Genomic DNA, 23,321 nt, shown 5'->3' with positions numbered 1-23,321 from the left:
GAGGCACGGTGCGGGCCCGCACCGTGCCTCCAGGCCGTCGGCGCTCGCGTCTAGGCGGCCGGCGCCTCGGCCGGGGTCGTTGCCCCGTACACGGCGGTGAGGATGCTCTCCACCCACTGGATGAGGGCGTCGTCCGGCAGCGCCTGGTCGTGCGGACGCGGCATCGGGATGCTCGTCGCGTTCTGCTGCGGGAACCAGCGCGCCCCCGGGAACATGCGCTTCAGGCGCACCTGCGACGAGTCGGCGAGCTCCTTGCCGGCGACCCGCAGGTTCGAGCCCATCACCACGACGTCGGACAGGCCGACCTGCTGCGCCATGCGACGGAGGCGGGAGACCTCGACCAGGGTCTGAACAGCCTGCGGCGGCTGCCCGTAGCGGTCGGTGAGCTCGTCGAGCACCATGTCGATCGCGTTCGGCTGGGCCGTCGGGGCCGAGGCCGCCGAGAGCTTCTGGTACGCCTCGAGCCGGAGTCGCTCGGACTCGACGTAGTCCTCGGGGATGTGCGCGTCGACCGGGATCTCGAGCCGGAGCTCGGTCTGCCCCTCGGCGACGTCGCCCCGGAACTGCGACACCGCCTCGCCGATCATCCGCAGGTACAGGTCGAACCCGACGCCCGCGATGTGGCCGGACTGCTCCCCGCCGAGCAGGTTGCCGGCCCCGCGGATCTCGAGGTCCTTCATGGCGACCTGCATGCCCGCGCCGAGCTCGTTGTTCGCGGCGATGGTCTCGAGGCGGTCCTGCGCGGTCTCGGACAGCGGCTTGTCGGAGTCGTAGAGGAAGTACGCGTACCCGCGCTCCCGCCCGCGACCGACACGTCCGCGCAGCTGGTGCAGCTGCGACAGGCCGTACTTGTCCGCCTTGTCGATGATGAGCGTGTTCGCGTTCGCGATGTCCAGGCCGGTCTCGATGATCGTCGTCGAGACGAGGACGTCGAAGCGGCGCTCCCAGAAGTCGACCATGACCTGCTCGAGGGCGGTCTCCGACATCTGCCCGTGCGCCACGGCGATGCGGGCGTCCGGCACGATCTCGGCCAGGTGCGCGGCGACCGACTGGATGTCCTTCACGCGGTTGTGCACGTAGAACACCTGGCCCTCGCGCAGCAGCTCGCGGCGGATCGCCGCCGCCACCTGCAGGTCGGACTGCGGGCCGACGAAGGTCAGGATCGGGTGGCGGTCCTCGGGCGGGGTCGCGAGGGTCGACATCTCGCGGATGCCCGTGACCGCCATCTCGAGCGAGCGCGGGATCGGGGTCGCCGACATCGCCAGCACGTCGACGTTCGTCTTGAACTTCTTGAGCTGGTCCTTGTGCTCGACGCCGAACCGCTGTTCCTCGTCGATGATGACGAGCCCGACGTCCTTGAAGGTGATGCCCTGCGACAGGATCCGGTGGGTCGCGATGACGATGTCGACCGTGCCGTCGGCGAGCCCGGCGATGGTCTCCTTCGACTCCTTCTCGGTCTGGAACCGGCTCAGGGCGCGCAGGTGCACCGGGAACCCGGCGAAGCGCTCCTGGAACGTCTCCATGTGCTGGCGGACGAGCAGGGTCGTCGGGACGAGCATGACGACCTGCTTGCCGTCCTGCACGGCCTTGAACGCGGCACGGATCGCGACCTCGGTCTTGCCGTAACCGACGTCACCGGACAGCAGGCGGTCCATCGGGATCGGGCGTTCCATGTCGCGCTTGATCTCGTCGATCGTGGTGAGCTGGTCGGCGGTCTCGGCGAACGGGAACGCCTCTTCCAGCTCGCGCTGCCACGGGGTGTCCGGACCGAACGCGTGCCCTTTCGACGCCATCCGCGCCGAGTACAGCTTCACCAGGTCGACGGCGATGTCGCGGACGGCCTTGCGGGCCTTCGACTTGGCGGCGGACCAGTCCGAGCCGCCCATCTTCGACAGGGTCGGGGACTCGCCACCGACGTAGCGCGACAGCTGGTCGAGCTGGTCGGTCGGCACGAAGAGCTTGTCGCCCGGGTAGTTGCGCTTCGATGGCGCGTACTCGAGCACGAGGTACTCGCGCTGCGTCTTCACGGCGTTCCGGCCACCGCTGGAGACCTCGCGGCTGACGAGCTCGACGAACTTGCCGATGCCGTGGGTCGCGTGCACGACGACGTCGCCCGGCTTGAGCTGCAGCGGGTCGACGACGTTCTTGCGCCGGCTCGCGAGCTTCTTGACGGTGCGGGCGCCCTGCTGGACGCTGCGGCCGTAGAACTCCGCCTCGCTCAGGACCGCGATGCGGGGGTCGGGGATCGCGAAGCCGTGCTCGACGGTCGCGGTCGTCACGACGGCGAACCCCGGCTCGGGCGGCGCGTCGACCGCTGCGGCACGGGCGGCGACCCCGGCGTCGGCGAGCACCTGCACCGCACGCTCCACGAGGCCCTGGCCCTGCGCGGTGACCACGACGGCCCACCCGTCGTCGGTCAGCGACTTGACGTGCGCGATCGCCCCGTCGGCGCTGCCGGCGAAGCTCGGGACGGCCTCGGCCCGGACGCGGATGTACTCGCCGGCCTCGGCAGCGGCCTCGGCGTCGGTGAGGACGCGCTCGGTGTCGCCTTCGTCGAGGCCGGAGTCGAACGGCGACACCGTCCACCAGGTGCGCTGCCCCCGGGTGTTCTTGAGCTGCTGCACGGTCAGGAAGTTGCCCGCGTCGAGGTCGATCGGCGCCTGGGCACCGGCGACCGCTGCGCTCCAGGCCGCCTGCAGGAACTCGGTGTTCGTCTCGGCGAGGCTGTTCGCCCGTCCGTTCACCCGCTCGGGCGAGAACACCGCGATGGTGGCGTCGTCCGGCAGGTAGGAGGTCATCGGCACGAGGTCCTGCACGAGCGCCGGGGCGAGGGACTCCATGCCCTCGACCGGGATGCCCTCGGCGATCTTCGCGAGCATCTGCGACAGGTTCGGGAACTCGTGCAGCATCTCGCGCGCCCGCTGCCGGACGTCGTCGCTGAGCAGGAGTTCGCGCGAGGCGGTCAGCTCGACCGAGCCGAGGTCGTCCTCGGTCGTGCGCTGGTCGGCGACGGAGAACGCCTTGATCGCCTCGATCTCGTCGCCGAAGAAGTCGACGCGCGCCGGGTGGTCGGCCGTGGGCGGGAAGACGTCGAGGATGCCGCCGCGCACCGCGAACTCACCACGGCGGGTGACGAGGTCGACGCGCGAGTAGGCGAGGTCCACCAGCTGGGACGCGATCGCCGCCAGGTCGTTGCCCCGCGAGTCGGTGCGCAGCACCACCGGCGCCAGGGACGTCAGGTTGCTCGCGATCGGCTGCAGCGCGGCGCGGACGCTCGCGACGACGATGGTCTGGCGACGCTCGGCCGGGTCCGCCGCCTGCCACGCCGCGAGCTTCCGGAGCGTCGCGATGCGCGTGCCGACGGTCTGGGCACTCGGGCTGAGGCGTTCGTGCGGCAGGGTCTCCCACGCCGGGAACTCGAGCACGTCGGCATCGGGGACGTAGCTGCCGAACGCTTCGCGGACCGCCTCGGCCTCACGCCCGGTCGCCGTGATGACGAGGACGCACTGCGGACCGTTGCGCTCGGCGAGCAGCGCGCCGAGCAGCGGCACGCGCAGGCCGTCCACGACGGAGAAGTCGGCGTCGCGCGGTGCGGCGCGCAGCACGCGATCGAAGGCGGAGGCGCGCGAGAGCGCAGGGATGATGCCCGAGATCGTCACTCAGGAGATGGTACCGGCCGCCACCGACACCGGCCGCGTCGTGCGCGACGGGCGAACAGCGCCGACGCCCGGCACGGAGCGCTCAGGACGGAGCGTGCACGCGCTGCTGTGCGGCGAGCAGCCCGACCTCGGCGATCGCCTCGACCGCGTCGGCGGCTTCGGCCAGCAGGATCGGCAGCGTCTTCTTCTCGGCTGCGGAGAAGTCACGCAACACGTAGTCGGCCGGGTCCTGCCGACCGGGCGGACGACCGATGCCGACCCGGACGCGCATGAACTCGTTCGTGCCGGTGGCCTTGATGATGTCGCGCAGCCCGTTGTGCCCACCGTGCCCGCCACTGCCCTTCAGGCGGACGGTGTCGAACGGCAGGTCGAGCTCGTCGTGCACGACGACGAGGTCGGCCGGGGTGGCGCTGTAGAACCCGAGCACCGAGGAGACCGGCCCGCCCGAGGTGTTCATGAACGACCCGGGCTTCGCCAGCACGAGTCGTGTGCCGCCGGGCACCAGGCGCCCCTCGGCGACCTGGTTCGGCGTCTTGTGCTTCTTGAACGTCGCTCCCATGCGGGAGGCGAGTTCGTCGAGGACCATCTGGCCGACGTTGTGGCGGTTGCCGGCGTAGTCGGGCCCGGGGTTCCCGAGCCCGACCACCACGAGGATGTGATCCGTCACAGCGTCGACCAGATGTCTTCGAAGGGGTGTTACTCGGAGTCCGCGGCGCCCTCGGCACCCGACTCGGCGCCGGCCTCGGCCGAGGCCTCGTCCGCAGCGTCGTCGTCAGCGGTGCCACGCGGGGTGACGATCGCGACGACCAGCGCCTCGGGGTCGGTCTCGAGCTCGGCGCCCTCGGGGAGCTCGAGCTGCGCGGCGTGGATCTGCACGCCGTCCTCGAGGCCCTCGACGTTCACGGAGACGTGCTCCGGGATGTCGGTGGCGAGCACGAGCAGCGAGATCGTGTTGAGGTCCTGCACGTGGATGGTGCCGGAGAAGGACTCGCCCTCGATGACGACGGGCACGTCGACCGTGACTTTCTCGCCGCGGCGGAGGACCACGAGGTCGATGTGCTCGATGATCTGGCGCACCGGGTCACGCTGGACGTCCTTGACGAGGGCGAGCTGCGCAGCACCCTCGATGTCGAGGTCGACGACCGCGTTGGCGGTACGGACGAGCAGCATGGTCTCGTGACCGGGCAGCGAGATGTGCTTCGGCTCGGTGCCGTGGCCGTAGACGACCGCGGGGATCTTGTCGGCCGCGCGGAGCTTGCGAGCAGCGCCCTTGCCGAACTTGGTGCGGACTTCCGCTGCGAGCTTGGTGTAGTCGGCCATGGTGCCTCCTGGTGTCGGGGACGACGCCGGGGTGCCGGCATCGTGGGGGTCTGTAGTGTTGCAACTCGAACGCGTGCACGCGTGAGGAACGATCCCAGGGTCTTGCCGGGTATCCCACCGCGTCGATCACGGCCGCGCGTACGCAGCCCTCGCCGAAGTCAGGGACTGAGTCTAGCAGGGCTGTCCGGGCGTGTCGTCCCGTGATCTGCCCGCTCCGGCTGCGACGACGCTCAGCGGCCGACCTCCCGCCGGTGCTCCTGCGCGGCGTGGAGGACGTCGCGCGCCCGGTCGCTCGCCGCCTCAGCGTCGTCGCGGGCTGCCTCGAGCCGGGTGATCTCGGCCTCGGCCTGCTCGAGAGCACGCTGGAGCTCCGCGCGGCGCTCCTCCGCCTGTTCGAGATCGGCCTCGGCGGTGTCGAGTGCGGCGTCGGCGTCGCGGGACTCCGTGCGCGCTGCGGTCTCGGCCTGGCGCGCGGCCTTCCGGTCGGCGGCCGGGTCGCGCTTCGGTTCGGGTTCGGCGTCCGGCTCCGACTCCGGGGCGTCGCGCTGCGCGGGCCTGGAGGCGCGGCTCGCCTTCCGCGCACCCCTCGCCTGGGAGATGGGGATGGGTGGGGCATCGCTGCCGGACCAGGCATCGGGGACCGCGTCCGGATCCGCGAGCGCCCCGTCGAGATCGACCGCGTCGAACCCCACGCTCTCGAGCGCCGTCACGAGCAGCCCCGACCGGACGGCCGCGCCGGCGTGCGGGTCCGCCATCGCCGCCTCGATCGTCGACCGGACCTGCTCGAGCACCGCCGGGGTGACGGGGTGTCCGGCGTCGGACGTCAGGTCCGCACCGGCCTGTGCGAGGGCGTCGACGACCTCGGCGCGCTGCCGACGGAGGGTCCGGATCGCGTCGGGGTCGGCGTCGGCCTGGGCCTTCCGGAGCGCCGGTCCGAGGTCGACGGCGTCGTCGAGGGCACCGTCGTGCGCGAGCAGGTCGATCACCCATGCGGCCGGTGCGGGCTTCCGGAGCTTCCCGATCGCCGTGGCGAGGGCACGGTCGTCCTTGCGCACCGCGCGCTGCCGTGCGGTGCGCTCGGCGACGAAGTCCTGCGGCGCGACGAGCAGCAGCTCCCTGGCGACGTCGGCGAACTCCATGCGACCACTGTGCCAGCCAGGATGCCAGGGACTACCAGTCGTGGACGGTGCCGTCGGCCAGGCGGTTGAACGGCAGGTACGCCTGCTCGTAGGGGTACTTGCCGGCCTCGTCGACGTCGAGGCTGACCCCGAGGCCCGGCTCGTCCCCCGGGTGCAGGTAGCCGTCGGTGAACGTGAACGTCTGGTGGAACACCTGGTTGGTCTGCGGTCCGTGCTGCATGTACTCCTGGATGCCGAAGTTGTGGATCGCGAGCCCGAGGTGCATCTGCGCGGCAAGGCCCACCGGGGAGATGTCGGTCGGCCCGTGGAACCCGGACTTGACCTGGTACAGCGCCGCGTACTCCATCGTCTTCTTGAGCGGGGTGACGCCGCCCATGTGGGTGACGGCACCGCGGACGTAGTCGATGAGCTGGTCGCGGATGATGTCCTTGAAGTCCCAGATGGTGTTGAAGACCTCGCCGATCGCCAGCGGCGTCGTGGTGTGCTGCCGGACGAGCTTCAGGGCCTCCTGGTTCTCGGCGGGGGTGCAGTCCTCGAGCCAGAACAGGTCGTAGGGCTCGAGCGACTTGCCGAGCTTGGCAGCCTGCAGCGGGGTCATCCGGTGGTGGCCGTCGTGCAGCAGCGGCAGTTCGGGGCCGAACTCGTTGCGGACGGCCTCGAACACGGTGGGCACGTGGCGCAGGTAGGCGCGGGTGTCCCAGTCCTCCATCGCCGGGTACGCACCGCGCTGGGCGGGCTCGAAGTCGTAGCGGACGCCGGCGTTGCCCTCGGTGGTCCTGTTCGAGGCGATGCCGTAGATGGACTCGAGGCCGGGGACACCGGTCTGCACCCGGATCGAGCGGTAGCCCTCTTCCTGGTGCTCGCGGATGGAGTCGAACAGCTCGGGCAGCTCCTTGCCCGAGGCGTGGCCGTACGCCATGAGCCCGGTGCGCGATGCCCCGCCGAGCAGCTGGTACAGCGGCATCCCGGCGACCTTCGCCTTGATGTCCCAGAGGGCCATGTCGACGGCGGCGATCGCGGCCATCGTGACCGGACCACGGCGCCAGTACGACGACCGGTAGAGGAACTGCCAGGCGTCCTCGATGCGGCTGGCGTCACGGCCGACGAGCAGCGGGACGACGTGCTCGGACAGGTACGCGGAGACCGCGAGCTCGCGGCCGTTCAGGGTGGCGTCGCCGAGCCCGGTGACGCCGTCGGCCGTGGTGAGCTTGAGCGTCACGAAGTTCCGGTTCGGGCTGGTCACGATGACCTCGGCCCGCTCGATCAGCTGGCCGCGGTCCGCCGAGGCCCAGGTGTCCGGACGGCCGGCGGTGGTCTCGGCCGGCCCGCTGTCGGTGGCACCGGGGACCGGGGCCGCGGGGTTCGTGGTGTTCGTGTCGGTCATGCGTGGACTCCTCCGTTGGAGCGTTCGCGGGCGCGTGCCGCGGCGGTGCGGATGCGGTCGGCCGCCGCCGTCACGGCGGCGACCACGGGGGTGGTGTCGAGTTCGGGCGCGACGACGGCCAGGACGTCGTGCACGTCCGAGTCTGGCCCGGGGGCACCGGGGTCGTCCACCAGGTCGGACTGCTCGGTGACGTGCAGCCACCACGCGGCGAGGGCGGTGGCCGCTCCGGTGCCGATGCCGGCCGAGGGGTCGCGGGCGAGCCGGTGCCGCACGACGTCGACGACACGGACGGGCAGCTTCTGCGAGCCGCCGGACGCGATCTGCCGAAGCGTGTGCCGGATGCGCGGGTTGGCGAACCGTTCGACCAGGGCCGTGCGGGCGTCTTTGACCTCGGCCTCGGGCAGCGGGAGTTCGAGCGCGGCTTCGTCCCAGAGCTGCTCGACGGCGGTGCGGCAGACCGGGTCGTCCATCGCCTCGGCCACGGTGTCGTGGCCGAGCTGCAGCCCCAGGTAGGCGAGGAGCGAGTGCGAGCCGTTCAGCAGCCAGAGCTTCCGCTGCTCGTACGGGGTGACGTCGTCGACGATCCGGACGCCGGCCGTCTGCCACGCGGGCCGGTCGATCCCGTCGAAGGCGTCCTCGAGCACCCACTCCGCGAACGGCTCGGTGACGACGGGGACCCGGTCTCCGGCGAGCGCACCCGGCAGTTCCGACAGGCGCGCGACGTCGTCGTCGGTGGTGGCCGGGGTGATCCGGTCGACCATCGAGCTCGGGAACGTGACGTTCGCCTCGATCCAGTCGTGCAGGGCGTCGTCGGTGACGGCGTCGAGCACGGCGTCGCGCAGGACCGCCCCGTTGTGCGTCAGGTTGTCGAGACTGACCAGCGCGATGCGCCCGGAGCCGGCGGCACGGCGGGCGTCGAGCCCAGCGACCAGCCGCGACGGCACGTCGGAACCGGGCCGGTAGCCCTGCTCGGTGACCGTCAGCGTGACGATGGTCGTCTCGGGGGACGCGACCACGTGCCTCCAGGCCGTGTCGTCGCTGCCCGGGTGGGCGGCCACGATCGTGTCGACCACCTCGGCTCCGTCGCCGGACGCGGCCCGGGTGACGAGCGTGTACCGGCAGTCCTGCGCGGTCAACGCGTCCGCGGCGGCGGGCGAGCGGCCGGTGAAGGCGGTGATCCCCCACGGCTCCCCCGTGGTGTGGGCGGTGTACCAGGCGAGGTGGGCACGAGCAAAGGCCCCCACCCCCAGGTGGACGATGCCCGGACGCCGATCGGTCATGCCGACACCGGTACGAGGGAGCGGAGGTACGCCAGGTTGTCGGCGGTGCGGGCCTCGAGCGGGAGGTCGGTGGAGAAGTCCTCGATGGTGACCCATCCGTCGTACCCGACCTGGCGGAGCGCGTCGAGGTACTCGGACACCGACGCCTGGCCGGTGCGCAGGGGTGCCCACTCGTGCTGCCAGATCGAGCTGCCGTCGGCACGGGCGTCACCGGTGTCGACCCAGCGGGCGTTCTTCACGTGGGCGTGTGCCAGGTACGGCCCGAGCAGTTCGAACGCGGCCAGGTGGTCCTCGTACCCCTCGATCACGAGGTTGCCGAGGTCGTGGATGACGCCGACGTGTGCGGGGTCGAGACCGTCGATCAGTCGCAGTGCTGCGGATGCCGACGGCGTGATCGTCATGTGGTGCAGCTCGACGAGTGCCTTCACGCCGAGCTCCGACGCACGCGACGCAACCCACTCGAGATCGGCGCGGGTGCGGTCGAAGAGCTGCGGGTAGGTCTCGCCGGTGCGTTCCTGCTCGGCACGGTAGTGCGGCATCGTGACCCGCACCTGGCGCGCGCCGAGTTCGCTGGTCACGCGCAGCATCGTCTCGACGCCGTCGTGGTCGGCGGTCGGCTGGTAGCCGCCGATGCCCGAGTACTCGAGGCCGGCTGCGTCGGTGACCCGGGCGATCTCGCCGACCCGGTCGCGGATGCCGGTGTACTGCCAGGTCGAGTTGTTGCCCGCCCAGAACGACCGTTCGGCGGGGACCTCGACGCCGTCGGCCGGGCGGTCGTCGACGATGCGCCACTCGATGCCGTCCCAGCCCTGTGCGGCCAGGGTCTCGGCGGCTTCGGACGGGGTCCAGTCGGGGGTGGAGGCGGTGAACACGGAGAACTTCATCGGGTGGCTCCTTCGGTCGCGCTGGCGGTGGCGGGTGTGCCGACGACGGGCACCACGTCGTCGTACTTCCCCTCGATCACGTCGTCGATGCGCACGGGGTGTCCGAGCGTCGCGCTGACGTAGAGCCCGCGGACGGTGGCGAGCGACACCAGGGCCGCGTCGACGGTGACACCCGGTTCGCGTCCCTGCCGGATCGCGTCGACGATGTCCGTGTACTGCCGAGCGTGCCCCGCGGCGAAGTGGTCGGGTTCGGCCGGGCCGCCGACGACGTGCTCGGGCGGGACGACCTGGTCCTTCTGGTCGACCGCACCGGCGACCGCGGTGGCGTTCGACGTGGTGGACGCGGACTCGAGCGTGGCGGTGTCCGGGGCGATGTGGAAGTACGCGAGCCGGTCGTCGTCGACGATGGCGGAGCCGTGCGTGCCGTACACGGCGTACCGGGCGGAGAGCCCCGGGTACGCGGCGGTCGTGCAGTGGACGACCCCGAGCGCCCCGCCGGCGAACCGGACGGTGGCGACGGCGGTGTCCTCGACCTCGATGCGGTCGTGGGCGAGCAGGCCGGTCTGCGCGGAGATCTCGACCGGACGACCGAGCGCCCAGACGAGCAGGTCGACGGTGTGCACGCCCTGGTTCATCACCGCGCCGCCGCCGTCGAGCGCCCAGGTGCCGCGCCAGTCACCGGAGTCGTAGTACCCCTGCGACCGGTACCACGCGACGCTCGCGAGCCCCGAGGTCACGGTGCCGAACCCGCCGTCGTGCGCGGCCCGGGCGACGGCCGCCGACGCCGGGTCGAAACGGTGCTGGCTGATGACGCTCGTGACCAGCCCGCGGTCACGAGCGGCTGCGGCGAGCGCCGCGATCTGCCGTGCCCGGGGCATCGTGGTGTCGAGCGGCTTCTCGATGACGACGTGCTTGCCGGCGGCCAGGGCGGCCTCGGCGAGCTGCACGTGCATGCCGGACGGCGAGCAGATCGCGACGACGTCGATGTCGGTCTGGTCGATCGCCTCTTCGATGGTGGACGTGGTGATCGGGCGGGCGACGCCCATCGCCTCGATTGCGTCGGCTGCGCTCGTGGCGGCTTCGGGCACGGCGTCGACGAGGGCGACGACCTGCAGGTCGGGGTGGTGGACGGCGACGGTGGCGTGGTGGCGTCCGATGACGCCGGCGCCGACGACGGCCAGGCGGAGCGGGTTGGTGGGTTCGGTCATCGCAGGGTGACTCCGATCTGGTCGGTGAGGGTGCGGAAGGCCCGGCCGGCACGACCGAAGGCCGCGGGGCCGGAGAACCCGCCGAGGGAGGTGAAGTCGCTGAGGTGCGGCTCGAGCGAGACGTACCCGGAGTACCCGGCGTCGCGGAGCGCGGTGAGGGTCTGGAGCAGTTCGCCGTCACCCTCGCCCGCGGGGACCACCGACGAGTCGGCGGCGAGGGCGTCCTTGACCTGCAGGTAGTCGACGAACGGAGCGAGCTGCTCCCAGCCGTCGGTGAAGGGCCGGACGCCGCACTGCACGTAGTTCGCGTTGTCCCAGGCCAGGCGGAGCGCCGGGGACCCGACGCTCTCGACGATGTCGAGCACCCGCGCGGGGACGTCGCCGTAGATGTCCTTCTCGTTCTCGTGCAGCAGCGTCACGCCTTCGCGCTCGGCGAGGTCGGCCAGCGCCCGTATCCGGACGAGGACGTCGTCGCGGACGTCCTCGGGGCTGCGGCCCTCGAAGTAGAACGAGAAGATCCGGATGTTCGTCGTGCCGAGGGCGTGCGCGGCACGGATCGCACGGGCGAGCCGTGACACCTCGTGCTCGACGGGTTCGTCGACGGGCACCTTGCCGATCGGCGAGGCGATCGCGGACACGGTCTGCCCGCGCTCGTCGAGCAGCCGGTGGAGTCCGGCGAGCTGGTCCTCGTCGAGGTCGACGACGTTGACGCCCCAGGCGCTGCGGACCTCGATGGCGCTCGCGCCGAGCGCCTGGAGGACCGCGACCTGGACGACCGGATCGGCGTCGATCTCGTCGCCGAAACCGGAGAGTTCCCAACTGGGCTGGGTCATTGCATTCCCTTCATGCGACCAGACTGGAGGCGCGGGGCGGGCTGGCACCGCGCCTCCAGGCAGTCTGTGGACAAGTCGGCAGACTGCACAGCGCTACTTGACGGAGCCGGCGGTGAGCCCGCCGACCAGGTAGCGCTGGAAGATCAGGTACAGGGCGACGACGGGGACGGCGCAGACGATCGAGGCGGCCATCATCTGGCCGTAGATCGGGACGGCGCCGCCCTCCTGGGTGGTGCCGAGCACCTGCAGGACCACGGCGACCGTCCGGGTGTTCGGGGTCGTCATGATCGTGGAGAACAGGACGTCGTTCCAGCCGAGCAGGAAAGCGAAGATCGCGGACACGACGATGCCGGGCCACGACAGCGGGAGGACGATCTTCGTCAGGATCTTCGTCGAGCTGGCGCCGTCGATGCGCGCCGCTTCCTCGAGTTCCTTCGGCAGGCCGCGCAGGTAGGTGACCATCACCCACGTCGAGAACGGCAGGGCGAAGGTCAGGTAGGTGACGAACAGGCCCCAGCGGGTGCCGATGATCTGCACGCCGGTGGCGCTGGCGATGTTCGAGAACACCACGAAGACCGGCAGGAGCAGGAGCGTGCCGGGGATCGACTGCAGGGCGAGGAGCCCACGCAGGATCGTCAGGCGCCCGAGGAACCGGAACCGGACGAGCACGTAGGCCGTGGACACGGCGAGCGCGGCACTCGCGACGGCGACGGCACCGGCGGTGAGCATCGAGTTCACCAATCCCTCGCCGAGGGCGACGGTGGACCAGATCTCGACGTAGTTCGACAGCGTGAACTCCGACGGGAAGTACTCGCCACGGGCGACCGCGACGTCGGAGTTGACCGAGCCGAACAGGATGTAGAGCACCGGGACGGCGATGAACGCGATGATCACCGCGATGACGGTGACGAGCAACCAGCGCGGCAGCAGCCGGGTGACGTCGGTGTCGTAGGGACGCTTGCTCCGTCGGCCGCCGCTGCCGGTCGTGATGCTCTCGGTGAGCGTCGCGGTGGGGCGGGTGCGGGTACTGAAGGACGTGCTCGGGGTGGTCATGCGCGTGCTCCGTCGATGTCGGCGGCGGTCGGGGCGGCGGCGAGCGTGGCGCGGTCGGCGCGACGCTGCTTCCGGTTGGGGCCGGCGTCGTCGCCGGTGTCGAGCTTGACCGCCCGCAGGTAGACGAACAGCGGGATCGCGACGATCACGAGCGAGCAGATCGCCATCGCCGCGGACAGGCCGAAGCGGAACGACTGGAAGCTCGCGATGTACGTCAGGACGGGCATCACCTCGACGCTGGACGGCAGCGGGATGCCGAACAGCACGAACGGCAGCGTGAAGTTGTTGATGTTGTGCAGGATCGAGATGATCACCGCGAGGCTGAGGGGTCCGCGCAGGTACGGGAAGATGATGTACCGCAGCTTCGCCCACCAGGTCACCCCGTCGAGTGCGGCGGCCTCGTGCACCTCGTTGTCCACGGCCTGCAGTCCGGCCAGGGACAGCAGGTAGACGAAGGGCCAGCTCGTCCAGATCATCACGCCGGCGAGCGCCCAGTACGACGCCGAGCCGTTCAGCCACAGCACGTCGGTGTGCAGGATCGAGTTCACGACCCCCTGCGGCTGGAGCATCGTGCGGAAGAACGTGCCGACGACGAACGCGGGGAGCACGTACGGGATCAGGTAGATCGAGCGGACGAGCCCGCGACCGGGGAACCGGTTCTGGGTCGAGATCGCGGCGGCGACCCCGATCGGCACGGTCACCGCGGTGACGAGCACCGACAACGACACCGAGATCCAGATGGAGTGCAGCAGCGGCGAGTTCGTGAACGCCTCGGTGAAGTTCGCGAACCCGACGAACGGGGCGCTGAACCACTGGCGGAGCGTGTACTGGTCGAGGTCGAGCATCGCGATCCAGAAGCCCACCAGGAGCGGCACCACGATGACGGCGAGCATGAGGACGCCGCCGGGCAGGAGCATCCACAGCGGGCGCTCGCGTTTGTAGAGGGGCGTCTTGCCGGCCGGGCGGACCGGCCGGGGCGGCGCCGCGTCGGTGCGGGGCCTGGTCTGCGTGCTGGTCATCACAGACCTCCGTTCTTCTGACGGTCGAGGGTGGCCTGGGCGTCCTTCTGGGCGTCCTGCAGTCGCTTGCGGAGCTGGTCGTCGGTGACCTCGCCGGACTTCAGCGACGGGATCGACTGCACGACCACGTCGACCAGGGCGAGCTGGATGTCGGACCAGGCGCCGGTGAACGCGGTCGGCTTGGACAGGCGGCCGGCGTCGATGATCGGCTTGAGCTGCGGGTTGTCGGCTGCCAGGTCGGCGGCGGCCGACGCGTTGGTCGGCAGGTTGCCGAACAGGTCGTAGTACTCGAGCTGGGCCTTCGGGGCGCTGAGCTGCTTGACGAACGCGAACGACAGCTCCTGCTTGGTGCCGTAGTCGGCGACGACCCAGTTGTCGCCGGACAGGATGCTGGCGGCCTCGATCCCGTCGGACGGCCGCTCGGACGCCCCCGGCGGGACGGTGGGCAGCAGGGCGAACTCGTACTTGCCGTCGACCTTGGTGTCCGTGAAGGAGTTGATGGCGGTGGTGGTGGTCATCGGGAAGAACGCGGCCTTGCCCTCGGTGAACTGCGCGAGGGCCTGGGCGTTGTTCCAACCGATCGCGGCCGGGTCGACGACGCCGTCCTTCGTGACCCAGTCGAAGTAGGTGCGGTACGCGTTCTCGACGGCCTTGCTGTCGATCTCGGCCTTCGAACCGTCGACGATCGTGTTCCCGGCGTTCTGGGCCATCCCCCACACGAACTTCCAGGGGTCGAAGCCGTCGGCGTAGGCGATCGCCATTCCGTGGCGACCGTCAACCGTGGTGGCCTTCGCGTCGGCGGTGAGCTCGTCCCACGTCGTGGGCATGTCGGTGATCCCCGCCTTGGCGAGCAAGTCCTTGTTCACCGCCATCACGAACGGACGGCTGGCGAACGGGATCCCGATCTGCTTCGACCCACTCGGACCGGAGATGCCGAACGACGCGGGGTCGAACTGGTCCTTGCCGCCGATCGCGTCCCACTCCTTCGTGCCCATCTCGACGAAGGCACCGGTGGCGTACGCGGTCGGGGTGAAGGTCGTGCCGATCGCGTAGACGTCGGGACCCTGCCCGGAGATGACGCTCGTCTGGATCGCGGTCAGTTCCTCCTGCGCGGACGAGTAGGTCTCCCACTGGATGTCCGCACCGGTCGTGCGCTTGAACTCGGCGGCGGTCTCCCGCTGCCACTGCTTGCGTTCCTTGGGGTAGGTGGTGTCCGCGCCCATCATCACGCGGAGGGTGTTCGGGTCGTCGCCGCTGCCGTTCACCACGGCGCATCCCTGCAGGGACAGTGCGGTGAGGGCGACCACGGCGACGGCACCGACGAGGGTGCGGACTTGCAGTCTTCGCGTCTTCACGGGGGTTTCCTCCTCGAGACCTCCTCCGAGCGGCGCTGCTCGGTGGCACCACTGTTCCGCCGTTGGCAACATGCGGCAACCGGTTGCCACTTGTTGCCAGACGCGAATACGTTCGGCCTCGTGAAGGACCTCTCGACGGACGGCGGCGGGCGCACGGGTGGTGCCGCTGGCGGTGCTGGTGGCGCCGTCGCCGCTGGCGCGGGCGCCGCCGTTGGTGCTCGCGCTGCCGGCGCCGCCGCTGGTGCCGCGCGTCGCGTCACCATCCGCGACATCGCCGACGCCACCGGGGTCGCCGCGTCCACCGTCTCCCGCGCCCTGTCCCTGCCCGACCGGGTCAACCCCGTCACCCAGGAGCGCATCCAGCGGGCGGCCCGCGAGCTCGGCTACGTCGCCAACTCGCAGGCCCGGGCGCTGACCTCCGGGCGCACCCGCGCCGTCGCCGTGCTCGTGTCCGACATCACGAACCCGTTCTACTTCGACGTCATCCGGGGCACCCAGCACCAGCTCGCCGGAGCCGGGTGGACGCAGCTGCTCGTCGACACCGAAGAGTCCGCCGACGCCGAGATGGCCGCACTCACCGCCGTGGGGGCGAAGGCCGACGGGGTCGTGCTCACGGCGTCACGCCTGTCCGACGCGCAGATCGCACGGTTCGCCGAGCGGATCCCCCTGGTCGTCGTGAACCGTCGGCCCACCGGCGTGCCCTCGGTGCTCATCGACACCCCCGGCGGGGTGGAGCAGGCGGTGCAGCACCTGGTGTCGCTGGGACACCGGGAGATCCTGTACGTCGCCGGGCCGGACAGCTCGTGGTCGAACGAGCGTCGGTGGCGCGCGCTCGTGCAGGTCGCCAAGCGCCTGGGGATCCGCGTCGCCCGAGTGGGGCCGCACGCACCCTTCGTCGACTCCGGCGCCGCGGCCGCCGACGCCGCCGTGCACGCCGGTGCGACCGCGTGCATCGCCTTCAACGACCTGATCGCCATCGGGATGCTCGCCCGACTGCGGGAGCGCGGGGTCCGCGTCCCCGAGGACATGAGCATCGTGGGCTGCGACGACATCTTCGGCGCCGACTTCTGCAACCCGCCGCTCACCACGATGACCTCGCCGATCGAGCGGGCCGGCCGGGTCGCGATCCGGATGCTGCTCGGACGGCTCGGCGCCCTGCCCGCCGACGAACTGCCCGGGGAGCACATGTCCGGCGCCGTCGCCCTGCCCACCCACCTGACCGTGCGCGAGTCGACCGGGCCGGCACCGCGCGCCCACAACGACTGATCCCGCACTCGCCACCGGCGAACCCGCCGCCCTCGAAGGAGTCGATGATGACCCGCACCAGCACCCCCACCCGGCTCGCACCGCACCCCGACCGGCTGTTCCCCGCCGACCCCGGAGCGCGAGCCGTGGCACGCACCGTGTACGAGGCGGTCAAGGACGCCCCGATCATCTCGCCGCACGGGCACGTCGACGCGGCGCTGATCGCCTCGGACCAGCCGTTCAGCGACCCTGCGTCGCTGCTCATCACCCCCGACCACTACGTGCTCCGCCTGCTGCACGCGAACGGGGTGGACCTGGCCGCGCTGGGACGCGCGGACCTGTCGGGGCCCCGCCCGGACTCGCAGGCTCGCCCAGCGGCGTCGGCGCATCGCTGGCGCGATGCCGCTGAGCCGACGCCGCCAGGCCGTGCCATCTGGCGACAGCTGGCGGAGCACTGGGACGACTTCCTCGGAACCCCAGTGCGCTACTGGTTCGAGACGGAGCTGCACGACGTGTTCGGGCTCGACCAGGCGCCGTCCGCCGCGAACGCGGACGACCAGTACGACCACCTCGCCGGCCTGCTGGCGTCGCCCGCCTTCCGGCCACGCGCGCTCTTCGACGCCTTCGGCATCGAGGTCCTCGCCACCACGGACGGCCCGGCGGACGACCTCGCTGCGCACGCGCAGCTCGCGGCGGACCCCGGCTTCACCGGCCGGGTGCTCCCCACGTTCCGCGCGGACGCCGTGTTCGACCCGACGCGGTCGGACTGGAGGCCCGTGGTCGCGTCGATCGGCGAGGCCGCCGGCATCGACACGGGCACCCACGCAGGGCTGTTGGCGGCTCTCCGCGCACGTCGCCACCACTTCATCGAGCACGGTGCGACCGCCACGGACACCGGAGTGCTCGACGCGGGCTCCGCTCCCCTGCCGTCGAACGAGCGGGAGCGCATCCACGCGGCGGCGCTGCGCGATGCGTCCTCGGTCACCGAGGCCGAGGCGACGGCGTACCGGCACGACATGCTCTACCGCTGGGCGGAGATGAGCGTCGAGGACGGCCTCGTCATGCAGCTGCACCCCGGGGTGATCCGGAACCACCACACCCCGACGCTCGAGCGCTTCGGGCCGGACACCGGGCACGACCTGCCGGCCGTCGGGTCCTTCACCGAGCCGCTCCGGCCGCTGCTCGAGTCCTTCGGCACCGCTCCCGGGTTCCACCTCGTGCTCTTCACCGTCGACGAGTCCGTCTTCTCGCGCGAGATCGGGCCGCTGGCGGGCTTCTACCCCGCCGTGTACGCGGGCGCACCGTGGTGGTTCATCGACACCCCGGCGGCCATCGGGCGCTACCGGTCGGCCGTCACCGACTCGGCGTCGTTCACCAAGACCTCCGGGTTCATCGACGACACCCGCGCGTACTGCTCCATCCCCGCGCGGCACGACATGGCACGGCGGGCGGACGCGGCGTACCTGGCGTCGCTCGTGGTCACGCACCAGGTCGCCGAGGAGGACGCCGTCCGCACCGCCCGGCGGATCGTGTCCGACATCCCGAAGGCGACGTTCAAGCTCTGACGCTGGCGGCGCCGCGCTGCCGCGTGGTGCGAGGTTCCGTGCCTGGTGCGAGGGTTGCCGGGTCGCACGGAACACGGAACCTCGCACGGTTCGGCGCTGCGGCGGTACGGTTGGGCGCATGACGGAGCGGGTGACGGCGGCGTACGGCGCTCGGGCCGACGAGTACGCGGCGCTGCTCGGGTCGATGGACACCGTCCACCCCGACGACCGAGCCCTCGTCGACGCCTGGGCAGCCGGTCGCAGCGGTCCCCTGGTCGACGCCGGGTGCGGCCCCGGTCACTGGACGGCGCACCTCGCACGGCAGGGGCACCGTGTCAGCGGCATCGACGCGGCGCCTGAGTTCGTCGAGCACGCACGACGGACGCACGGCGCCGTGGACGCGGACATCGACTTCCGGGTCGCGTCGCTCGACGCGCTCACGCTCGCGGACGGCAGCGTCGGCGGGGTCCTGGCCTGGTACTCGGTGATCCACCACGAACCGTCGCAGATCGGTGGGGCACTCGCCGAGTTCCATCGGGTGCTCGCGCCCGGCGGTGGGCTGCTGCTCGGGTTCTTCGAGGGTCCCGCGGTCGAGGCCTTCGACCACGCGGTCGTCACCGCCTACCGCTGGCCGGTCGCGTCCCTGGCGGCGCTGCTGGAGGAAGCGGGCTTCGACGTCGTGGACGTCCACACCCGCACGGACCCGGGGCACCGGCCGCACGGGGCGATCAGTGCGGTGCGCCGCTGATCGGCCGCGGTGTCAGGGCTGCCAGCCCGGAGTGACGAGTCCGGTCTCGTAGGCGAACACGACGAGCTGCGCGCGGTCGCGGGCACTGAGCTTGATCATCGCTCGGGAGACGTGGGTCTTCGTGGTGAGCGGACTGACGAACAGCCGCGCGGCGATCTCGGCGTTGGTGAGCCCGACCGCCACGAGCTGCATGACCTCGCGCTCGCGATCAGTGAGCACCGAGAGGCCCGGCGCGAGGGACGACGGCTTCGCGTGGGTGGCGTACGCCTCGACCAGGGAACGGGTCGCACCGGGTGAGAGCAACGAGTCGCCGGCCACCACGGTGCGGACGGCGCGGAGGAGCTCGGCGGGTTCCGTGTCCTTCACCAGGAACCCGGCCGCCCCGGACCGGATCGCCTCGAAGACGTAATCGTCCTGCTCGAAGGTCGTGAGGATGACGACGTGCACGCCGTCGAGGTCCGGGTCGTCGCTGATGCTGCGGGTGGCGGCGAGCCCGTCGGTGCCGGGCATGCGGATGTCCATGAGCACCACGTCGGGTCGCAGCGCCCGGGCAGCTTCGACCGCAGTGTCCCCGTCGCCGGCCTCGCCGACGACGGCCATGCCGGGTTCGGCGTCGAGGAGCGCGCGGAGGCCGGCACGGATGAGGACCTGGTCGTCGACGAGCAGGACGGTGATCGGGGTCATGATCCGGCTCCGTCCGCGACGTCGATCGAACCGGCGTCCTCGGTCGAACCGGCGTCGTCGGTCGAACCGGCGGTACTGATCGGCAGGCGCGCCACGACGCGCCAACCACCGTCCGTCGTCGGACCCACGGACAGCTCTCCGCCGACGGCGGCGGCGCGCTCCCGCATGCCGATGATGCCGTTGCCGGTCGCGCCGAGGCCGACTCGTCGCGCGGAGCGGTCCGGGACGGCCGACGGGTGGTCCTCGACGACCAGGTCGACGACGTCGGCCCCGACGGTGACCACCACCGACGTGTCGTGTCCGGGGGCGTGCTTCATGACGTTGGTGACGGATTCCTGCACGATGCGGAAAGCGCTCCGGCCGCTGGTCCCGGTGACGCTCGACGGGTCGCCGTGGATCCGGAGATCGACCGCGACGCCGGCGGCACGCGCTCGATCGACGAGCTCCGCGACCCGATCGAGGCCGGGAACGGGACTCCGATCGGGTCCACCGGTGCTCGCGGGGCCGCCGTCCACCGAGCGCAGCACCCCGAGGATCGTCCGGAGCTCGACGAGCGCATCGCGGCTCGAGTCACGGATGTTCAGCAGGGCGTCGTGGGTCTGCGCGGGGAGTCCGTCACCGAGGTGCAGAGCCACGCCCGCCTGCAGGTTGATGAGGGACATGCTGTGCGCCACCGAGTCGTGCAGTTCGCGGGCGATGCGCACACGCTCCTCGCCCGCCCGCACCCGTTCGGCTTCGGCACGCTGTCGACGGCGTTCGGCGACCCGCTCGACCTGCACCCGGACGAGTTCGGACACGGCGATGGTCACCGTCAGCCACGCCGCGCACAGCAGCACAGCACCGAGGTCGAGCCCCGGAGCCCGGCCGAGCAGCACGTCGGCCGACGGGAGCACCAGGACGGCGACGACAGCGGCCACCGCCACGGTCCGTCGGTGGCCCCGCAGCCACGCGTTCGCGACGGCCATCGTGAGCGCCGCCACGAAGGGCCCGCGGGGGCTGACGACCAGGGCGTACCCGACGGTCGTCGCCAACGTGACGAGCAGCACCGACCGTGGCCACCTCCACCGCCACGGCAGGACGACGACGCCGGCCACGAGGAGCGCGCCGGCGAGTGGGCCGAGCACGACGGGATCGACGCCGCCGACCGCACCGTGTCGTGCCCACGGCGGACCGCCCGGCCCTGCGACCGTGATGCGGGACGCGAGGATCGTGCCGACGATCTGCACGACGGCCACCGGCAGGACCCGACCGGACCGGGCGAACCGCTGGCGCCCCGGCCAGCGGTCGCCAGCCGAGTCGCGGTCGTCTTCACGTGGCCCTGTCGTCATGGGTCGAGCCTAGGGACGTCGGTCCGCGCCGGCATCGACCGCGGGGGTGCCTGTGGACTACTCCCCGGGGAGTAGGTCCCTGGTGAGGAACGACCGCAGTACGACCGCGGGAGCAGACGGAATTGGGGCTGCGCGGCGGACGCGTGGCGGGCCTCCAGGCCGGAGAGTCGACGTGTCGCGACAGCGGCCCCGAAACCGACCACAGGAGATCACCGTGTTCACGTCCATCACCGCATCCGCACTCACGACGGCAGCAGCCCACGGCCCGTACTGGCAGGGCGGCGGATTCCCGTTCTTCCTGTTCCCCGCGTTCTTCTTCTTCGCGTTCCTGGTGTTCGGGGTGCTCCGACGAGGGAGCTGGCGCGCCCGCTCCGACGCCCGCGGTGTGCTGGCCGACCGGTTCGCTCGCGGCGACATCGACGCCGAGGAGTACCGCGCCCGGCTGTCCGAGCTCAGCCGGAAGTGACCGCGAGCGCGGCGAGGATCTCCCGCACGGTGTCGTCGACCGATCCGTCGATCGACACCGCGACGGCGGCCTCGTCGGGCTGCGGCCGCTCGAGGGTCGCGAACTGCGAGTCGAGAAGCGTCGTCGGCATGTACTCGTGCTGGCGGTGGGACTGCCGTTCGGCGATCAGGTCGCGCGACCCGTCGAGGAAGGCGATGACGAGACCCGGCGCCGACTCGCGTAGACGGTCCCGGTAGGCACGCTTGAGCGCCGAGTTCGCCATCACGCACCGGGAGCCGTCCGATTCGACCGCGGCGATCCGCTCGGCGCAGGCGTCGAGCCACGGCCAGCGGTCCTCGTCGGTGAGCGGGATCCCCTGCCGCATCTTCTCCTTGTTGGCGACCGGGTGCAGGTCGTCGGCGTCGACGAAGACGCAGGGTTCGCCCTGCGCGACCAGGGCGTCGGTGAGCGCCTGGCCGATGGTGGACTTGCCGGAGCCGGAGACCCCCATCACGAGGACGGGCGGGTGGACAGCGAGCTCGCTCATCCCTCCACAGTATTGATCCGGTGAACTCTGGTCCCCAGTTCCCGCAACACCTGTGCGGTCCCAGACCGCCGGTCGTAGGTTGGGCGCCAACGTCAGGACAAAGGAGGCCCTCGTGGCAGACAACAACGGTCAGGCGAACATCGGAGTCGTCGGACTCGCAGTGATGGGCTCGAACCTCGCCCGCAACCTCGCATCGCGCGAAGGCAACACGGTGGCGGTCTACAACCGCACCTACGCCCGCACCGAGGAGCTGCTCCAGGAGCACGGCGACGCCGGGTTCATCGCGTCCGAGGACATCGACGGGTTCGTCGCCTCGCTGTCGAAGCCCCGGACCGCCATCATCATGGTGCAGGCCGGCAAGGGCACCGACGCCGTGATCGGACAGCTCGCCGAACGCTTCGAACCGGGCGACATCATCGTCGACGGCGGCAACGCGAACTTCCACGACACCATCCGACGTGAGCACGACCTGCGCGAGAAGGGCCTGAACTTCGTCGGCACCGGCATCTCCGGTGGAGAAGAGGGCGCACTCAAGGGCCCGTCGATCATGCCCGGTGGCTCGAAGGAGGCATGGGAGACGCTCGGGCCGATCCTGAAGTCGATCGCCGCGGTCGCCGAAGGAGAACCGTGCGTGACCCACATCGGCACCGACGGCGCCGGGCACTTCGTCAAGATGGTGCACAACGGCATCGAGTACGCCGACATGCAGCTCATCGCCGAGTCGTACGACCTGCTCCGTCGCGTCGGCGGGCTCTCGGTGGAGGACCTGGTGCAGGTCTTCGACGAGTGGAACAAGGGCGACCTCGAGTCCTACTTGATCGAGATCACCGGTGAGGTCCTCAAGCAGCGCGACGCCGACACCGGCAAGCCGCTCGTCGACGTCATCCGTGACGCGGCCGGCTCGAAGGGCACCGGCGTCTGGACCGTGCAGAACGCCGTGGGCCTGGGCATCCCCGTCTCGGGCATCGGCGAAGCCGTGTTCGCCCGCGCGGTGTCGTCGAAGCCGACGCAGCGTGCCGCCGTGCAGCAGTCGGTCAAGAACCGTCCGCAGATCGCCGAGGTGCCGGACACCTTCGCCGACGACGTCCGTGCGGCGCTCTACGCCTCGAAGGTCGTCGCGTACGCACAGGGATTCGACCTCATCATCGCCGGGGCGAAGGAGTACGGCTGGGACATCGACCTCGGCAACGTCGCGAAGATCTGGCGGGGTGGCTGCATCATCCGCGCTCAGTTCCTGAACCGCATCGTCGAGGCGTACGCCGAGAACCCGAAGCTCGAGTCGCTGCTGGTCGACCCGTACTTCGCGAACGCGGTCGCCGAGGGCGAAGCCGCCTGGCGCCGCATCGTCGGCATCGCGGCTGCGTCGGGCGTCCCCGCGCCGGGCTTCTCGTCCGCGCTGTCGTACTTCGACTCGCTCGCGTCCGACCGTCTGCCGGCGTCGCTGATCCAGGGCCAGCGCGACTTCTTCGGCGCGCACACCTACCAGCGCATCGACAAGGACGGCACCTTCCACACGCTGTGGTCCGACGACGACCGCCGCGAGGTCGAGCAGGAGCCGTCCACGCACTGACGACCGCGCCCACTGCCGACCACCGTGGTCGGTGCGGGGCATCGCAAGGAGGGCCTCGCTGAACCCGGGGCCCTCC

At 71.1% G+C, this 23,321-nt stretch carries 20 protein-coding genes; 5 read left to right on the top strand and 15 right to left on the bottom strand.

Annotation, left to right across the window (positions count from 1 at the left end):
• Positions 1-50: 50 nt before the first annotated feature.
• The 12 genes from mfd to BIU91_RS09595 all read right to left on the bottom strand — a co-directional run bounded on the left by mfd (position 51) and on the right by BIU91_RS09595 (position 15,134).
• Positions 51-3,659 carry a transcription-repair coupling factor gene (mfd, locus tag BIU91_RS09650; RefSeq protein ID WP_071405236.1) on the bottom strand — a complete coding sequence of 1,203 codons (3,609 nt, stop codon included), beginning with the start codon at positions 3,657-3,659 and terminating at the stop codon, positions 51-53.
• A gap of 82 nt (positions 3,660-3,741) precedes the next feature.
• Positions 3,742-4,326, bottom strand: coding sequence for an aminoacyl-tRNA hydrolase (pth, locus tag BIU91_RS09645; RefSeq protein WP_071405235.1), 585 nt, complete (start codon positions 4,324-4,326; stop codon positions 3,742-3,744).
• 29 nt (positions 4,327-4,355) lie between these two features.
• On the bottom strand, positions 4,356-4,979 hold the full coding sequence (locus tag BIU91_RS09640; protein WP_071405234.1) for a 50S ribosomal protein L25/general stress protein Ctc: 624 nt from the start codon (positions 4,977-4,979) through the stop codon (positions 4,356-4,358).
• A 230-nt stretch (positions 4,980-5,209) separates the two neighbouring features.
• Positions 5,210-6,118 (bottom strand): hypothetical protein, encoded by a 909-nt coding sequence (locus tag BIU91_RS09635; protein WP_071405233.1) that lies wholly within the window; start codon positions 6,116-6,118, stop codon positions 5,210-5,212.
• Between the two features lie 31 nt (positions 6,119-6,149).
• Complete coding sequence (gene manD, locus BIU91_RS09630) at positions 6,150-7,502, bottom strand: D-mannonate dehydratase ManD (protein WP_246521547.1); 1,353 nt, start codon at positions 7,500-7,502, stop codon at positions 6,150-6,152.
• Positions 7,499-8,782: a mannitol dehydrogenase family protein gene (locus tag BIU91_RS09625; RefSeq protein WP_071405232.1), complete on the bottom strand. Its 1,284-nt coding sequence runs from the start codon at positions 8,780-8,782 to the stop codon at positions 7,499-7,501. The genes manD and BIU91_RS09625 overlap by 4 nt, the downstream gene beginning before the upstream one ends.
• Entirely contained in the window at positions 8,779-9,666 is an 888-nt protein-coding gene (locus BIU91_RS09620) for a sugar phosphate isomerase/epimerase family protein (protein WP_071405231.1), read from the bottom strand. The genes BIU91_RS09625 and BIU91_RS09620 overlap by 4 nt, the downstream gene beginning before the upstream one ends.
• Positions 9,663-10,874 (bottom strand): Gfo/Idh/MocA family oxidoreductase, encoded by a 1,212-nt coding sequence (locus BIU91_RS09615; RefSeq protein ID WP_071405230.1) that lies wholly within the window; start codon positions 10,872-10,874, stop codon positions 9,663-9,665. The genes BIU91_RS09620 and BIU91_RS09615 overlap by 4 nt, the downstream gene beginning before the upstream one ends.
• On the bottom strand, positions 10,871-11,707 hold the full coding sequence (locus BIU91_RS09610) for a sugar phosphate isomerase/epimerase family protein (RefSeq protein ID WP_071405229.1): 837 nt from the start codon (positions 11,705-11,707) through the stop codon (positions 10,871-10,873). Before BIU91_RS09610 ends, BIU91_RS09615 begins: the two co-directional genes overlap by 4 nt.
• A gap of 93 nt (positions 11,708-11,800) precedes the next feature.
• Entirely contained in the window at positions 11,801-12,760 is a 960-nt protein-coding gene (locus BIU91_RS09605; protein WP_206647628.1) for a carbohydrate ABC transporter permease, read from the bottom strand.
• Positions 12,757-13,779 (bottom strand): carbohydrate ABC transporter permease, encoded by a 1,023-nt coding sequence (locus BIU91_RS09600; protein ID WP_027464479.1) that lies wholly within the window; start codon positions 13,777-13,779, stop codon positions 12,757-12,759. The genes BIU91_RS09605 and BIU91_RS09600 overlap by 4 nt, the downstream gene beginning before the upstream one ends.
• Positions 13,779-15,134, bottom strand: coding sequence for an extracellular solute-binding protein (locus BIU91_RS09595; protein ID WP_171907806.1), 1,356 nt, complete (start codon positions 15,132-15,134; stop codon positions 13,779-13,781). Before BIU91_RS09595 ends, BIU91_RS09600 begins: the two co-directional genes overlap by 1 nt.
• 120 nt (positions 15,135-15,254) lie before the next feature.
• Between BIU91_RS09595 and BIU91_RS09590 the strand changes: the two genes are divergently transcribed.
• From BIU91_RS09590 to BIU91_RS09580, 3 genes are all read left to right on the top strand, one after another.
• A complete protein-coding gene (locus tag BIU91_RS09590; protein WP_253183723.1) occupies positions 15,255-16,400 on the top strand; it encodes a LacI family DNA-binding transcriptional regulator in 1,146 nt (381 codons plus the stop codon).
• Between the two features lie 47 nt (positions 16,401-16,447).
• Positions 16,448-17,944 carry a glucuronate isomerase gene (gene uxaC / locus BIU91_RS09585; protein WP_071405252.1) on the top strand — a complete coding sequence of 499 codons (1,497 nt, stop codon included), beginning with the start codon at positions 16,448-16,450 and terminating at the stop codon, positions 17,942-17,944.
• 118 nt (positions 17,945-18,062) lie between these two features.
• A complete protein-coding gene (locus BIU91_RS09580; protein WP_071405228.1) occupies positions 18,063-18,671 on the top strand; it encodes a class I SAM-dependent methyltransferase in 609 nt (202 codons plus the stop codon).
• A 12-nt stretch (positions 18,672-18,683) separates the two neighbouring features.
• Here the strand turns inward: BIU91_RS09580 and BIU91_RS09575 are convergent, their stop codons facing one another.
• Positions 18,684-19,355 carry a response regulator transcription factor gene (locus BIU91_RS09575; RefSeq protein WP_071405227.1) on the bottom strand — a complete coding sequence of 224 codons (672 nt, stop codon included), beginning with the start codon at positions 19,353-19,355 and terminating at the stop codon, positions 18,684-18,686.
• Positions 19,352-20,683, bottom strand: a complete 1,332-nt coding sequence (locus tag BIU91_RS09570) for a histidine kinase (protein ID WP_071405226.1) — start codon at positions 20,681-20,683, stop codon at positions 19,352-19,354. The genes BIU91_RS09575 and BIU91_RS09570 overlap by 4 nt, the downstream gene beginning before the upstream one ends.
• 214 nt (positions 20,684-20,897) lie before the next feature.
• Between BIU91_RS09570 and BIU91_RS09565 the strand changes: the two genes are divergently transcribed.
• Positions 20,898-21,149, top strand: coding sequence for a hypothetical protein (locus BIU91_RS09565; RefSeq protein WP_253183722.1), 252 nt, complete (start codon positions 20,898-20,900; stop codon positions 21,147-21,149).
• Here BIU91_RS09565 and BIU91_RS09560 read toward each other — a convergent pair.
• On the bottom strand, positions 21,136-21,675 hold the full coding sequence (locus tag BIU91_RS09560) for a gluconokinase (RefSeq protein WP_071405225.1): 540 nt from the start codon (positions 21,673-21,675) through the stop codon (positions 21,136-21,138). The two genes, BIU91_RS09565 and BIU91_RS09560, sit on opposite strands and share 14 nt — an antisense overlap.
• 112 nt (positions 21,676-21,787) lie before the next feature.
• On the opposite strand from BIU91_RS09560, the gene gndA reads away from it, so the two are divergent.
• Complete coding sequence (gene gndA / locus BIU91_RS09555) at positions 21,788-23,245, top strand: NADP-dependent phosphogluconate dehydrogenase (protein WP_027464472.1); 1,458 nt, start codon at positions 21,788-21,790, stop codon at positions 23,243-23,245.
• Positions 23,246-23,321 lie beyond the last annotated feature (76 nt).

The sequence above is a fragment of the Curtobacterium sp. MMLR14_002 genome (genome assembly GCF_001864975.1).
GTDB classification, from domain to species: Bacteria; Actinomycetota; Actinomycetes; order Actinomycetales; family Microbacteriaceae; genus Curtobacterium; species Curtobacterium flaccumfaciens.
The sequence above is the reverse complement of the archived record's forward strand: the minus strand, read 5'-3'. Positions and strand labels throughout refer to the sequence as shown.

Bases quoted from the DNA above. Each gene is read 5' to 3' on its own strand.
- BIU91_RS09580 (WP_071405228.1), top strand. From the start codon at position 18,063: ATGACGGAGCGGGTGACGGCGGCGTACGGCGCTCGGGCCGACGAGTAC.
- BIU91_RS09610 (WP_071405229.1), bottom strand. From the start codon at position 11,707: ATGACCCAGCCCAGTTGGGAACTCTCCGGTTTCGGCGACGAGATCGAC.
- BIU91_RS09620 (WP_071405231.1), bottom strand. From the start codon at position 9,666: ATGAAGTTCTCCGTGTTCACCGCCTCCACCCCCGACTGGACCCCGTCC.
- BIU91_RS09640 (WP_071405234.1), bottom strand. From the start codon at position 4,979: ATGGCCGACTACACCAAGCTCGCAGCGGAAGTCCGCACCAAGTTCGGC.
- BIU91_RS09570 (WP_071405226.1), bottom strand. From the start codon at position 20,683: ATGACGACAGGGCCACGTGAAGACGACCGCGACTCGGCTGGCGACCGC.
- BIU91_RS09605 (WP_206647628.1), bottom strand. From the start codon at position 12,760: ATGACCACCCCGAGCACGTCCTTCAGTACCCGCACCCGCCCCACCGCG.
- BIU91_RS09560 (WP_071405225.1), bottom strand. From the start codon at position 21,675: ATGAGCGAGCTCGCTGTCCACCCGCCCGTCCTCGTGATGGGGGTCTCC.
- BIU91_RS09635 (WP_071405233.1), bottom strand. From the start codon at position 6,118: ATGGAGTTCGCCGACGTCGCCAGGGAGCTGCTGCTCGTCGCGCCGCAG.
- BIU91_RS09575 (WP_071405227.1), bottom strand. From the start codon at position 19,355: ATGACCCCGATCACCGTCCTGCTCGTCGACGACCAGGTCCTCATCCGT.
- BIU91_RS09600 (WP_027464479.1), bottom strand. From the start codon at position 13,779: ATGACCAGCACGCAGACCAGGCCCCGCACCGACGCGGCGCCGCCCCGG.
- BIU91_RS09625 (WP_071405232.1), bottom strand. From the start codon at position 8,782: ATGACCGATCGGCGTCCGGGCATCGTCCACCTGGGGGTGGGGGCCTTT.
- BIU91_RS09615 (WP_071405230.1), bottom strand. From the start codon at position 10,874: ATGACCGAACCCACCAACCCGCTCCGCCTGGCCGTCGTCGGCGCCGGC.
- manD (WP_246521547.1), bottom strand. From the start codon at position 7,502: ATGACCGACACGAACACCACGAACCCCGCGGCCCCGGTCCCCGGTGCC.
- uxaC (WP_071405252.1), top strand. From the start codon at position 16,448: ATGACCCGCACCAGCACCCCCACCCGGCTCGCACCGCACCCCGACCGG.